The organism is Nostoc sp. XA010 (assembly GCF_020829625.1).
Lineage (GTDB): Bacteria > Cyanobacteriota > Cyanobacteriia > Cyanobacteriales > Nostocaceae > Nostoc.
The window spans coordinates 1-12660 of record NZ_JAIVFX010000068.1 but is presented as its reverse complement, the minus strand read 5'-3'; the positions used below and the strand labels follow the sequence as shown (position 1 = coordinate 12660).

Genomic DNA, 12660 nt, shown 5'->3' with positions numbered 1-12660 from the left:
TTGTCACGATTACAAACACATGAGCAAAGGCGCAAGCTAAGAACATCGGAAGCTGGGTGCGGTGAAAGTCGCACGCCCAGATTTAACTGAGAGGTGCGGGAGATAATACTCCCCATCGACTCAACCAGTGTGCCATTAGGAGCGATCGCCGCCGTCAGGCAACGCAGTTGCTAGCCAAATATGAAATGATAGTGTGAGATTTAATAACTGAAGTCTTGAAATATGAAAGGATAGTTAGATAAGGAAAGCGCTGAATCAGCAGCGCAGTTAGGAAATTGGTAGGTTTATACAATAATGCTAGTATGCTGGCACTAACTGTATAGACTGATCAAAAAGTGAGGTTAATAGCGATTTTTCTATTGCTATTAACCTCACTTTATGACCCTTGTTAAAGCGTAGTTTGCCGCCGAAGGTAATCGCCTCTCCTCCTTGCCTCATCCCCAATACCCAATGCCCTACTTAAATAACGAGTGGGGTTAATTTTGGGATTCTAGGAGTGTGTTGAGTGTTGGCTGTGGGATTAGCCGAAAGTTGCTGTAGGCGATTGTGGCGGCACTGGAGAGGTGCGATCCCTGGAAGTGCGATAGCCCCCTTCCCTCATTCCCCATTCCCCAAATACCTTTTTTTTGTTTTGGCGGCGCGGCGGGGAGGCAATTAAATGTAGCCCAAACATTCGCGGTGAAAAATTGAGATTGCAAAAGTGATGCCAAAGTGGGGTGCAATTATCAAGGGGGGAGCGATCGCCCAATGCCTAACATCCAATGCCCATTACTCTAAAAATAGATTGGAGGTTTTGGCATATTTCCCGACATTTTCCCCAACGGGTGACAACATAGCCAAGCTAGCCACCGCTCCCAATACCTGATCCTCAGATACTTCCAGGTAGAATTATTCAGTTACGTTACGTCAAACTCATCAATTTATTAGCGTCTTAAAGCTCTCTGTTAACTGCTGCCAGAGTAACTCAATTTCCTCATAGCACTTCTGTGAAGAAATTTTTCCCGAAGTCTGTAGATTAGAGAGATAACAGACACGTTCAGAAAATTCTTGAAGATTAGCATTGAATAAAAGATTTTGAGGCGTGTACTTACCAAGATATCGATATCGCTGGTGGATAAAATTATTTTTGTCTATCTGATTGTCGTTATCCATATTCCAAAAAATCTTCTTAGTACAAATCTAGACTTAGTTATTTCACGTTGCTTTTACATTTATATCTACATAAAGTATTAAAATATCCGTTTTGGAATCATTTTTGTAAGTTGCACGTTGTTCTGAAGTTCATATTTATCGGAATCTTCCCCAACTGGTGACAGCATCGACAAACTCGCCGCCGCTCCTAACACCTGTTCATCGCTCACTTCCAGATATCTTTGCAACTGCTCTAAATTCCGATGTCCTGAGATTTCCTGAATAACTCTCAATGGGATGCCAGCGTTACTCATCTGGGTTAAAGCAGTCCTTCTAAAGCTGTGGGTAGACACGCCAATTATCCCAGCTTGTTTGCAAGCTTCTCTACTAATTAACGGTTTTGGTTCGGCCGCGATGCCTACGGCGAGGGGGTATGTCAGGGTATGTCACGACTTGTACCCTAATATAGATGCGCTAGCGCCAGAGAAGAGTAATAAGCAAGATGTCACTTCTTGCAAAGATTAGTATGACTAACTCTCAACCTCCACTGCCACAACCTCAACTAGAGCCTGCGGGTATTACCTTTGACCAATATGAAGAATTTACTCCAGAAAAGTTGGAACTCTGGGACGGATACCTGGGCTACGGCGGACAAGTGCGAATCGTTGGCTAGAAACTAAAATCCATAAGGGTTTGGAGGATTAGCCGCAAGGTACGAACCTTCTCCCAAAGGGAGAGGCTGCGCCAAGATAACTGAATGACCATGTAGGTGAGAGTTAGTATTCTAGAACCCTCAAATCCTATCCCGTAGGTGCAACGGTGAAAGCATCACCCCCAGGTTCGAGACTTACTGGAAATCTAAACCTGGGTACAAGGGTCAGCCCAACTAGGCGGGTATGGATTCCTAAGCCTGGAACTCTAGAGAAGCGACCTTTGGGTATACCTACAATGAAAGACCGAGCCTTGCAAGCGCTAGTCAAACTGGCATTAGAACCAGAATGGGAAGCACGATTTGAACCTAACTCATACGGGTTCAGAGCCGGACGCTCATGCCACGATGCGATTGAAGCAATTTTTATGGCAATTAGGGAAAAACCCAAATACGTACTAGATGCGGATATTGCCAAATGTTTTGACCGCATCAACCACTCGGCACTGTTAAGAAAATTAAATACATTCCCCACCATTCGCCGAAAAATTCGTGCCTGGTTAAAAGCGGGAGTGATGGATGGTAAGCAGTTGTTTCCAACATCTGAGGGTACGCCACAGGGCGGGGTCATTTCCCCGCTACTGGCTAATATTGCCCTCCACGGGATGGAAGAACGAATTAAGAAATTTGCCAAAACCGTAGATATGAAAAAATCAATAGGTAAAGGGCAAAAAAGCTGGCAAGTAAAATGTAAAAGCCTATCCTTAATTCGATACGCCGATGACTTTGTGATTCTCCACGAAGACTTAACCGTTGTCCAAAGATGTAAAGAGATAATCTCCGAATGGTTACAAGGCATGGGTTTGGAATTAAAACCCAGTAAAACGAGACTCGCTCACACTCTCAACCAGTATGAGCAAGAAAAACCAGGGTTTAATTTCCTTGGTTTTACGATACAACAATTTCCCCAAGGAAAGTATCACTCGAAGCAGGGATTTAAAACAATCATCACCCCAAGCAAGCAGAAGCAAAAAGTACATTACGAACAAATCGCACTAGTTATGGATAGCAATACAAAAGGTATTTTGGCTTACTAGGCAGTAAGTATCTTGCACTGATGTGATATAAACGTTACACAGCAACTTGAATCAAGCTAGTATTCTCCTCAAGAATATTTATTTCATTTTGAGATAGTATTTTTGGTTGCATTTGTTGTAAGTCGCGTAGCACAATTTTGACATCCTCAGTATTAAACTTATAATACTCAGGTGGTTTAATGTAGACATTTTTTCTTAACATTCCTGCTTTGAGTAAACCAGGAGTAATTAAGTAGGAACTAATAGGGTAATTTTTGACTCCGTACTCTTGCCAAAGAAGTTTTAGCTGTGCCAAATCCTTGCCTGATAGCTGAACGTTGAAATTATCATATAGTGGGAGAATAGGTAATTCTCGGTTAGCTATGGGGCGGCAGGTTTGGTCATTATGAGCAAAATGATGCTCTTTCACCTTGCCTTTCTTGGCAGTTAACTCACCATTACAGTAAGGACACTTAAGTGAAGTCTTCCCCCTGTTGATATCTTCAGTGCATGGTGGTAAAATTGAGCCGGAGGATGTGCAATTACATTACTTTCAACGCCACCAAAACCAAGATCAAGCTTTTATTAAAGTTGTGTCACCACGCATTGATAAAGACGGCAGAATTGACCGATGGCCTGATGGGTTCTTCGATGAGTGGGAAAACATTTTAATGGTTTTGCTAGAGCCTGCCAAAATATAACTTTATGAACGATTTTACACAAACCTTTTTTCTTAGACAAGAAGCTCAAGCGAATTTAGATAATTTAGTTAACAATTTACAAACAATACAATCTTTATTACAAGAAGGTCAAAGCCCAAGAATAGAGAATATTATTAAAGAATCAATATATCTTATTGAAAACATCATGCCAAATCTAGCATTTGATAATGCTTTGAAATTGACTTATTTAGTTAGATTCTTAGTGAATTGTCTATTTAATTTAGAAATAATCAGCAGTGATACAGATAAAATCAATCAGACTATTCAATAAATTACTATTTGGCATGATACTGTTATCACAATATTCCAATCCAACTAATATATTTAATAAATAAAGAAGCACATTAACGCCTAATATCAACAAACACGTAAATGTGTGTAGCGATGCCTACGCTCATCTGGCAGTTATACTATGTCGTTTACTACACTTCCAACTCACGTAGCAATGCCTCATTTCTCCTTTGTGCCTCTTCCCCACTAGTTTCTACCACATCAAAAGCTTCTTTGACTGCTGCTTGCACTCTAGGCGGCAATGATTCAAATTTCTCAGAATTGAGTATGACGATGCGGCAACCTGGGTAAGGCATAAAATCAGTAAACGGTTCCATCCCCGATGTAATCAAAGTTTTGCTAAGTTCGGCAATGGGATGATGAGGCTTTTGGTTGTCCTCACTGCGGTTGATTTCTGATGCCATATAGCCGCAAAACCAACTCAAAGTGTCAATATCTTTCTGCAATGCTGCCAAAATCCCTGTTACTACTTGTTGGTTCAGGTTGACAGGTAGATTATCAAAGATGCTGTCTAGGGCTTCTGGACTGCGTTGGTGGCAATAACGCACCGCAGATTCAATAAGTTTATCGATTTTAGTAGGTTGAGATTGCCCAAATCCTTTGCCAGACATGGTAGTTGGTGTATTGAATACAGGGATTTTAGCAGGATTTGGGGTTGTGAGGTGGCGATGTTTACTTTAAGGGGTGCGCCTACGCTTGGGCTTTCCTCTAAGAAAAAATTGAAGTTATACCGCTATGTTTCAAGGTTCAGGCAATTTGGCATAACTTATCTCTGAATTGCGGTTTAAATGAGATATCAACAGAACAGAACAGCCACAAATCGCCAGTTGTTGACCCAACGCTGTAGAACTCAGCAGCCAACCCACAGCGCTCGGTCATCGCTTCTCTACGAGACGCTGCGCGAACACTACAACTGGCTAGTAATGTACTAGAAAATACATAGTAAATGTGCGATGGCGTACCCGCCCGCCGTAGGCGATCGCACTCTTAGCGTAAGCAAAAAACTCCTTAATCGTGTAATCTATTTGGCATTGAGCCGAAACCCTTGTAATTTCCTACAAGATGGTCTGAAAAACCTTATCCTGTCTGCCTTTGAGAATTTGCTACATCAGAGTCAAAAAAGCCTCTATTTACAACGAAAAATCAAGCCTTTTAAACTCATATTGCACGACATTACAAACATCTCGGCTTGATACCTACTAAACTTTTGCTACAACTCCCTGATTTGGCAACTCGAAGGAAGCTGCTGTAATGACAGGTGCATTTGGATTGGACACCGTAATTTCAGTAGGTTGAGACTGAGGCAGCAGTCGGTAGTCAGTACGCCAGCGTTCGCGGTTCAGATCGCAGCGAACATAACCGCGTAGTCTACCATTGAAATATTTCACCCACGGGTTCTGTGGCAATGCTGCTTCTACGTCGAATGTCCAAGGACAACTTGAACTGATCGAAGTACCAACAAACTCAGTCGCTACTGTTTGTGAGTTGGGGTCGTCGAAGTTAGCCTTCAGGTCATTAACCCAGCTAGAATGCCAGTCACCAGTAATGACTACGGGGTTTGAGGGGCGGCGTTGCTGGATGAAACCGAGAATGCGATTGCGAGAGGCAACATAACCATCCCACTGGTCAAGGTTGAAGACTTCTCCCGCTCCGGTATCGTAGTCAAACTGAGCCATGATAGTTTGTTGGGCAATGACGTTCCAGCGTGCGCCAGAGCGATCTAGTCCCTCAAACAGCCACCGCTCTTGCTCCGAACCAGTCATTGTGGCAGTTGGGTCAGTAGCCTCAGCGCATCGTGGCTTACGCCCGTCACCACAGGGTTGATTGGTACGGTACTGGCGGGTATCTAGGACATTGAATTCAACGAGATCGCCAAAAGTCAACCGTCGGTAGAGCTGCAAATCAAGTCCTCTAGGCTTTGAGAAGTCCCGCAGTGGCATGTGTTCGTAGTATGCCTGAAAAGCAGCAGCACGACGGGCAAGGAACACGGAGCGTGATTGTACTTCGGGGTCTTGAGGAATTTCATCCGCCCAATTATTGTCAACTTCGTGGTCGTCCCAAGTGACTAGCCAAGGAAATGCAGCATGAGTTGCTTTTAGGTTTGGGTCACTCTTGTACAAAGCGTAGCGGTTACGATACTCCTCTAAGGTAAATGGCTCACCATTGCCATCGTGCGGGCGCAGCGCAGTTGTACTCGGTGCGCCTTCATAAATATAATCGCCTAGATGAACCACTAGGTCTAAATCCTCTTGAGCCATATTTTTGTAGGCGGCATAATAACCACTTTGCCAGTTTTGACAGGAAGCAAAGGCAAAACGGAAGCGCTCAACGCGATCGCGCGGGTTAGGAGCAGTGCGAGTCCGCCCGATTGGACTAACTTCATTGCCCACCCTAAACTGATACCAGTACCAACGTGCAGGTTGTAATCCTTGCACTTCTACATGAACAGAGTGCCCAAATTCTGGAGTAGCTATCTGTGTGCCACTGCGGACAACTTGCCGCATCTTTTCGTCGGTAGCAACCTGCCACTGCACTGGAACATTATATTGTGGCATCCCACCACCATTGAGCGGATCGGGGGCTAAACGCGTCCACAGCACTACATTATCTGGAAGTGGTTCACCAGAAGCAACACCCAGACTAAAGGGATAATTAGAGAATCGGGGCTGGGCGAGAACTTTGTTAGAGAATTGATTAGCGATCGCAAAACCAGTTAAGGCTCCAGTCCCAATCAAAACTTGTCGCCGTCTCAAGCGACTTGATAGCAAGCGCTCGAAGTTGAAGTTCTGCATATACTCCCCTGATTGTCGCGTTTGAATCACAGCAAAGTGTAACAGCGCAACTTTAATGCCTCTTTGCAATCAGGTTAAGCGTTGATTATTCCAACACAACCTTAATTGTTTAATCTGAACTAATAGTGCTTTAATAACTTGGGTTTGGGTGCCGATGGGAGTCTGCTGGGTATGTGTCAACATGAATACAACATTTAAATTGCAAATCTTACCGTCTGGCAGGGTTTATTCTTTTACCGGATAAAAGTTTCTTAGAGGAAACCTCTATAGTTGGCACAAGTAATTCTAAAACTGTCTTGAGAGAAAACTTATGGTTGTTACACAAAGACGTAAACTTGGACGTTCAGAACTAGAAGTATCACCACTATCTTTTGGTGGTAACGTGTTTGGCTGGACAATTGATGAAAATAGTTCATTTGAGATTTTAGATCACTTTATAGCGGCTGGAGGTAATTTTATTGACACAGCCGATGTCTATTCCACATGGGTTGCAGGAAATCTTGGTGGAGAGTCTGAGACAATTTTAGGAAAATGGCTCAAGCAGCGTGGTCATCGTAACCAAGTGGTGATTGCAACGAAGGTTGGCAACGATATGGGTGTTAAAGGCAAAGGGCTTTCTCGCCAACACATTCAACAAGCTGTTGAAGACTCATTGCAAAGGTTACAAACCGATTATATTGATCTATATCAATCGCATATCGACGATGGAAGCACTCCACTTGAAGAAACTCTTGAAACCTACGCAGAATTGATTCGTCAAGGAAAAGTACGTGCGATTGGTGCTTCAAACTATAGTGCAGAGCGTCTGTTACAGGCATTAGAAATTAGTCGTCAATATGGCTATCCTCGCTACGAAAGCCTTCAGCCCGGTTATAACTTATATGACCGAGATGGTTATGAGCAAAATTTACAACAAATTTGCCAAGAAAACTCAATTGGTGTGATTAGCTATTCCTCTCTGTGCAGTGGCCAGGGCGAACGCACGGCATTTCTGAAACCCCTGCTGGATAAGGATCTTGACGAAAAAATAGGCTAAATTTAAAAACGTTGAAACCCTTGCTATTAAAGGATTCTTATACTTTAGATGCGTTTGCCCTGGTGCAGTGGCTTTCTCTCTGGTAAATATCGCTCAGAAGAAGATTTGTCTATTAGTCTGCGTGGTAGCTCTGTAAAAAGATATTTGAACCCCCGTGGTTTACGAATTCTAGAGGCAATTGATCAGGTGGCAAAGACTTATAATTCTACTCCCACCCAAGTTTCTCTGGCGTGGCTCATTGCTAATCCTACCATTACCGCTCCTATTGTTAGTGCAACCCATGTTGAGCAACTCAACGATATCATCAAAGCTGTCAATATAAATCTCGACCAAGATGCTATTGACCTTCTCAATCAAGCCAGTTCCTCAAACAGCTAGTACCGCTACCTTGGAAGTTAATAGTCAACAGTTATTCCCTCCCATCCCCCAAAGAGCTTTCCTCTTTGAAAAAGGGTGGCACATTCCGATGGTTGGCTTGGGCGAAGGAAGGGCTGGGGGGTGAGGGCGATCGCTTTTGGGTTTCCTCTAAGAACAGGGTGAGGTGTGATGGCTCAAGCGCCAGCCGCAGGCGGGAGCATCGGTGGTTCTTAGAGTAAAAGTAAAGTGTAAAGTGGGTGTAACCGCACCCCCCACTGTCTGCTAAACTCTGCTTCTAGGAAACCTAGATATCCAAATATTGATAATGTCGTTAATTCCAAATACATTCTTCACCTTTATGGCTGTTTTCCCAATCGCCAATCCAATAGGTGCAGTTCCGGTTTTTTACAGCTTAACAGCGATGGAAACATCATCTGGACGCCATCGACAGGCGATACAAACTGCCATAAATGTAGTCTTAGTTTTAGCTGTGTTTTTACTAACTGGCAGGTGGATTCTAGAATTTTTTGGAATCTCATTAAATGTGCTACGGCTGGCAGGGGGATTACTTGTTGCTCATACAGCGTGGGAAATGGTTACAGTCCGTCAACGACTAACTCCATCAGAAAATGATGAGGCTCTAGATAAAGAAGATATTTCTTTTACACCAATGGCAGTGCCATTAATCAGTGGGCCTGGAGCAATTGGGGTAGTAACGAGTTTATCGATTAGCTTTAAAGATTGGGTAGACTATCTTGAGTCTTTAGTGGGAATTGCTTTAATAGGTATAAGCCTTTATCTGTGCCTGGCCTTAGGAGAACCACTTATTAAGAAGTTAGGAAAAAATGGTGTGGGAGCCTTAAATCGAGTTTTTGGTTTTTTCATCCTAGCAATTGGTGTGCGGTTTATTGCCGATGGCTCTATTTCCTTGTTGAAAGAGGCGTTCTATATTCAAGTTAAATAATCTTTAAATTATAAAAAACTCAGAATTTATGTAGTTGAATAAATGTGATGAAAAAACAGCATAGCAATTTGTGGTAAAACAATTAGAGCTATCAATTGCAATAACAAATAACACAATGACAATACTGCCGCAATGTAACCAAACACATCCCTTGCAAGAACTAGATAGATTTTTGCGTCAACTATTTCAAAAAACTTTCTGGGGAATTGTTTGTTTAATAGTTTTGTTTGGTGTTGGTTTGGTGTCTGTAAACGCGGTACAGCCATTACGTGAGCCTTCCTTATGGCAAGTTTATCAGCACTCACTCAAAAAAGCCAAATATGTTGACTTGACTCATGCTATCGCTCCTTCAATTCCTGTATGGTCAGGTTTTGGTTCATCAAAGTTTGCACCTGCCATCAACCCAAAAACAGGTTCGCCATACACTTACCAAAAGGATGGGTTTGAAGCAACTCATTACGATTTATCTACTGATCAGCTAGGAACTCAACTAGTAGTCTACCAAGAGAACTTTGCTAGGTTAAGTTGGGATATAAACGCTGCATTTTTCGGCGAGCATCTTTGGTTTGAAAACCCCAATAGACACTGGCTTTTTGTTGATTACGTTGTTTCTCCCAAGCGGCAATCTCAGAAGTTAATGTTTCTGCATTAGGAATACGCCGTTCTAAACATTGGCGAGATAAAACAGATAATTCAATTTCTACTTGATTCAGCCAAGAAGCGTGTTTAGGAGTATAGTGAAACTTTATTCAAGTCAACAATGTACTTTTTCGCCATGTTACACCCCGTTTTTGGCTATTTTACCAATTAGAGGTTTTACTTAGCAAAGTTACCTTGGCAGGCTACTAGTTTATTATTTCACTTTCATTGCTTCTCACTAATAGCGAGTACTTCATCTTTTGCATTCAAGCGTTCGCGTAAGCGCGTCTCGTAGAGAGGAAAAGTTTAGGCTAACAGTTTGCGAAAATGCCCTGACTTGGTGTTAGTAAATTATCTGGATCGTAACGTCGCTTTGCACTTACCAAATTTCCCCAAACTGGATGAAAATGCTGCTGCCAATCATTATGGGAGAAGGACAGGGCGTTTACAGGATATTGATAACCACCCAAATCACGATTTTGCTCAAAGAGTCTACGATTATCGTTGAGCATTTTTGTAATTACAGAATCATCTGGTGGTACTGCTGTTCGCAGTATGGCAAACAGAAACACAACCTTCTGGTTCGGAACCCGGAAATTGGGTCGCTTGAAACGTTCAGTTTTAACAGGATACAGCAGAATTGGGCCAAGGCCAGTATCAGCTAGCGTTAAATTGGCAGCGACCTCACCAACAAATACTTAACTAATATTGAATTGATATTCAGTGAAAGGTGTGATTTTATGGCACAGCCATAAATTAAAAAATATACAATCATTTTGTGAAAAATACGGTTAAATACTGTTAAGGCTTAACTTGAGGAAAAATCGCTCTTAAAAAATACAAGCGAGTCAAAGCTACACCTATGAAGCGATCGCACTTTCTTGCCCAAGCTAGGTATCGCACCTCATCAAATGGGAACTCTGGTAATAGTTGCGTTTCTCACAGTCATGAAATTCTTAAACTTCCTCAAACCCAAACCAGCCCAACCAACAATTGATTGCTATGGATAACAAAGCTGCGGCGTTGAGCAACAGCAGATTCAATCGCTGATAGAATGGCTATTTGCTAGCTTAATGGCGGCTGGGTATGAAGGAAAGTCACACTTAGTTTGGTACGACAGCGATAACCCCGACACCACCCTGGAGCAAACAGTTAAGAAAGTGATGAAGCGGGACGAGCCAATCTTTTTGTATCGCTGTGGTAGTAGGGTGCAGTCGCCGCCTACTGGGTATTACTGGCGGATGATGGACGAATACCCATCAATGCGGATTTATCAGTTAGAGGTTAAGGATGGGGAGTGATGGGGTTTTCAGTTCTGGCCCAAGTGGGAGCAATGTCTGCAACGGGCTGTTTGGTGTCGCTTAGGGTTTCCTCTAAGAATTAAGAGCGATCGCTCGCTATAAAGCGGGCGCTTCCGCCATCGCATAAACTAACTGCTGTCGAATACTTATTTTGTTGAATTTAAGAACATAGTTCCGATACCCAATTTAAACTGTTAATTAAATGTTAAAAAATTCTTTGGTGCTTGACCTGTCTAATGCATCTCTTGGAGCAATCGCTGTTGCAATTTCTCCGTGGATGATGTCCAGATTGCATAAAACTTTCAACACCAAAGTATAAATCAATGTATTGGTGTTCATCTCAAATTATTTGCCATCAAGGCAGGAAAAACACGCAATGTACATTCAGAAACTTTCTGCATCTCTATTTTCGGCAACTACCTTGTTAACTGGAACTACTTTGGCTGTCTTGGTTAGCTCTACAACTCTTTCACTAGTGTTTGGTAATTCGGCTCAAGCGCAAGGACTACCTTATGGGCCCGATACTTGTCGTCAAGGCTATGTTTGGCGCGAAGCCGTTCCTAATGACCATGTTTGTGTCACACCACAAACTCGTTCTCAAGCTGCAATAGATAATAGTCAAGTCGCTAATCGGATTCAGCCAGGAGGAGGGCTTTATGGCCCTTTTACTTGTCGTCAAGGCTATGTTTGGCGCAAAGCTGTTCCCAATGACTATGTTTGTGTCACACCCGAAACTCGTTCTCAAGCTGCAATAGATAATAGTCAAGCCAATAATCGCCGAGTTTCAAGTGGCGTGATCATTGATTATGGAACCCAACTAAATCCAGTTCACGACTAATTGCATAGCCAATCCATCTATTGAACAGCGATCGCTTTTTTAAAGCAGTACACTAGTACTATGAGTTGCATTAACTAATTATTTGTCACTGTTAACAGATTGATGTCACGTTTAACAAATTGATGTCATTGTTAACAGATTATGTGACACGGCTTTGTGGCGAATGGGGCAATCCGTCAGAGGTATTGCCCCTGCCCGTTCAAGCGAGGAAAAGTTGCAATGGCGATCGCTTGTGACAAAGCAGTACACTTGCTATGCACCGAAAATCAAAGAGTGCGATGGCGTACCCACCCGCCTTCTCTACGAGACGCTCCGCGAACGGCATCGCACCTTTAAACTCGTTAATGTACAGCTCTGTTTATTGAAATATATGAGTATTGTGTAGGGTGATTTATTTTTCTCATGCAAATTTAACCCTAACTTACCTGAATGCAACCTATACTTTAGCTGTATTTTCTAACAAAGAATTTTATGCTGAAGTTACATTCTTTCGCTAAGTTTTCTTTATTGACAGTATTATCAACAATCCTGATTTGGCAGTACCCAGCTTTTGCTTGGAATAAAGCTGGACACATGGTATCAGGAGCGATCGCCTACAGTGAACTTAAGCAGAATCATCAAGAAGTAATTGAGAAAATGGTTGCCATTTTGAAGGAACACCCTGAATACTCCAAATTTGAGGAACAGTGGAAGTCTCTTAATCAATCTAATATTTCTGCTGAAGATAAAAACCTGTACCAATACTGCTCGGTTAAGGAGAAATAGAGGGTAAAACAAAGAAAATAGTGTTCGCGAATTGTTTACGCGAACAAGATGATTGGACTTACTTTTTCTCTTTGAGGCTATCGTACAAGTCCACCCAAT

The 12660-nt window shown here is 42.5% G+C and carries 16 protein-coding genes and 4 pseudogenes; 12 read left to right on the top strand and 8 right to left on the bottom strand.

Features of this window, described 5'->3' with window-relative positions; genetic code table 11:
* Positions 1 to 700: 700 nt before the first annotated feature.
* Positions 701 to 865, top strand: coding sequence for a hypothetical protein (locus LC608_RS34340; RefSeq protein WP_229557828.1), 165 nt, complete (start codon positions 701 to 703; stop codon positions 863 to 865).
* Positions 866 to 915: 50 nt separating this feature from the next.
* Here the strand turns inward: LC608_RS34340 and LC608_RS34335 are convergent, their stop codons facing one another.
* Entirely contained in the window at positions 916 to 1152 is a 237-nt protein-coding gene (locus LC608_RS34335) for a hypothetical protein (protein WP_229557827.1), read from the bottom strand.
* 77 nt (positions 1153 to 1229) lie between these two features.
* Positions 1230 to 1523, bottom strand: a pseudogene (locus LC608_RS34330) (tyrosine-type recombinase/integrase); the annotation flags it as partial.
* Positions 1524 to 1657: 134 nt separating this feature from the next.
* Here LC608_RS34330 and LC608_RS34325 point away from each other — a divergent pair.
* Together LC608_RS34325 and LC608_RS34320 are read left to right on the top strand one after the other, a co-directional pair.
* On the top strand, positions 1658 to 1804 hold the full coding sequence (locus tag LC608_RS34325; RefSeq protein ID WP_229557830.1) for a hypothetical protein: 147 nt from the start codon (positions 1658 to 1660) through the stop codon (positions 1802 to 1804).
* Between the two features lie 146 nt (positions 1805 to 1950).
* Positions 1951 to 2877, top strand: a complete 927-nt coding sequence (locus tag LC608_RS34320) for a reverse transcriptase/maturase family protein (RefSeq protein WP_308189974.1) — start codon at positions 1951 to 1953, stop codon at positions 2875 to 2877.
* Positions 2878 to 2911: 34 nt separating this feature from the next.
* On the opposite strand, the gene LC608_RS34315 is transcribed toward LC608_RS34320, so the two are convergent.
* A complete protein-coding gene (locus LC608_RS34315; RefSeq protein ID WP_229557826.1) occupies positions 2912 to 3286 on the bottom strand; it encodes a hypothetical protein in 375 nt (124 codons plus the stop codon).
* A gap of 64 nt (positions 3287 to 3350) precedes the next feature.
* Here LC608_RS34315 and LC608_RS34310 point away from each other — a divergent pair, with 64 nt between their 5' ends.
* Together LC608_RS34310 and LC608_RS34305 are read left to right on the top strand one after the other, a co-directional pair.
* A complete protein-coding gene (locus LC608_RS34310; protein ID WP_229557825.1) occupies positions 3351 to 3557 on the top strand; it encodes a DUF3696 domain-containing protein in 207 nt (68 codons plus the stop codon).
* Positions 3558 to 3561: 4 nt separating this feature from the next.
* The gene (locus LC608_RS34305) at positions 3562 to 3849 is read left to right on the top strand and encodes a hypothetical protein (RefSeq protein ID WP_229557824.1); all 288 of its coding nucleotides are present in this window, start codon (positions 3562 to 3564) and stop codon (positions 3847 to 3849) included.
* A 151-nt stretch (positions 3850 to 4000) separates the two neighbouring features.
* On the opposite strand, the gene LC608_RS34300 is transcribed toward LC608_RS34305, so the two are convergent.
* Positions 4001 to 4480, bottom strand: coding sequence for a hypothetical protein (locus LC608_RS34300; protein WP_190730326.1), 480 nt, complete (start codon positions 4478 to 4480; stop codon positions 4001 to 4003).
* A 177-nt stretch (positions 4481 to 4657) separates the two neighbouring features.
* Between LC608_RS34300 and LC608_RS34295 the strand changes: the two genes are divergently transcribed.
* Positions 4658 to 4801, top strand: coding sequence for a hypothetical protein (locus tag LC608_RS34295; RefSeq protein WP_229557823.1), 144 nt, complete (start codon positions 4658 to 4660; stop codon positions 4799 to 4801).
* Positions 4802 to 5068: 267 nt separating this feature from the next.
* Here LC608_RS34295 and LC608_RS34290 read toward each other — a convergent pair whose 3' ends face one another.
* Positions 5069 to 6661, bottom strand: a complete 1593-nt coding sequence (locus tag LC608_RS34290; RefSeq protein WP_229557822.1) for an alkaline phosphatase — start codon at positions 6659 to 6661, stop codon at positions 5069 to 5071.
* A gap of 310 nt (positions 6662 to 6971) precedes the next feature.
* Between LC608_RS34290 and LC608_RS34285 the strand changes: the two are divergent.
* Together LC608_RS34285 and LC608_RS34275 are read left to right on the top strand one after the other, a co-directional pair.
* Positions 6972 to 8075: pseudogene (locus LC608_RS34285) on the top strand (aldo/keto reductase).
* A 304-nt stretch (positions 8076 to 8379) separates the two neighbouring features.
* On the top strand, positions 8380 to 9018 hold the full coding sequence (locus LC608_RS34275) for a MarC family protein (RefSeq protein WP_229557819.1): 639 nt from the start codon (positions 8380 to 8382) through the stop codon (positions 9016 to 9018).
* A 515-nt stretch (positions 9019 to 9533) separates the two neighbouring features.
* On the opposite strand, the pseudogene LC608_RS34270 reads toward LC608_RS34275, so the two are convergent.
* A pseudogene (locus LC608_RS34270) lies at positions 9534 to 9767 on the bottom strand (transposase); the annotation flags it as partial.
* Positions 9768 to 9968: 201 nt separating this feature from the next.
* Positions 9969 to 10331, bottom strand: a pseudogene (locus LC608_RS34265) (oxidoreductase); the annotation flags it as partial.
* A gap of 399 nt (positions 10332 to 10730) precedes the next feature.
* Here LC608_RS34265 and LC608_RS34260 point away from each other — a divergent pair.
* Positions 10731 to 10958, top strand: a complete 228-nt coding sequence (locus LC608_RS34260) for a hypothetical protein (RefSeq protein ID WP_229557818.1) — start codon at positions 10731 to 10733, stop codon at positions 10956 to 10958.
* 198 nt (positions 10959 to 11156) lie between these two features.
* Here the strand turns inward: LC608_RS34260 and LC608_RS34255 are convergent, their stop codons facing one another.
* Positions 11157 to 11297: a hypothetical protein gene (locus tag LC608_RS34255; RefSeq protein WP_229557817.1), complete on the bottom strand. Its 141-nt coding sequence runs from the start codon at positions 11295 to 11297 to the stop codon at positions 11157 to 11159.
* Positions 11298 to 11334: 37 nt separating this feature from the next.
* Between LC608_RS34255 and LC608_RS34250 the strand changes: the two genes are divergently transcribed.
* The 3 genes from LC608_RS34250 (at position 11335) to LC608_RS34240 (ending at position 12561) form a co-directional block, all read left to right on the top strand.
* On the top strand, positions 11335 to 11796 hold the full coding sequence (locus LC608_RS34250) for a hypothetical protein (RefSeq protein WP_229557816.1): 462 nt from the start codon (positions 11335 to 11337) through the stop codon (positions 11794 to 11796).
* 163 nt (positions 11797 to 11959) lie between these two features.
* Complete coding sequence (locus LC608_RS34245; protein ID WP_229557815.1) at positions 11960 to 12181, top strand: hypothetical protein; 222 nt, start codon at positions 11960 to 11962, stop codon at positions 12179 to 12181.
* An 86-nt stretch (positions 12182 to 12267) separates the two neighbouring features.
* Positions 12268 to 12561, top strand: coding sequence for a hypothetical protein (locus LC608_RS34240; RefSeq protein WP_229557814.1), 294 nt, complete (start codon positions 12268 to 12270; stop codon positions 12559 to 12561).
* Positions 12562 to 12660 lie beyond the last annotated feature (99 nt).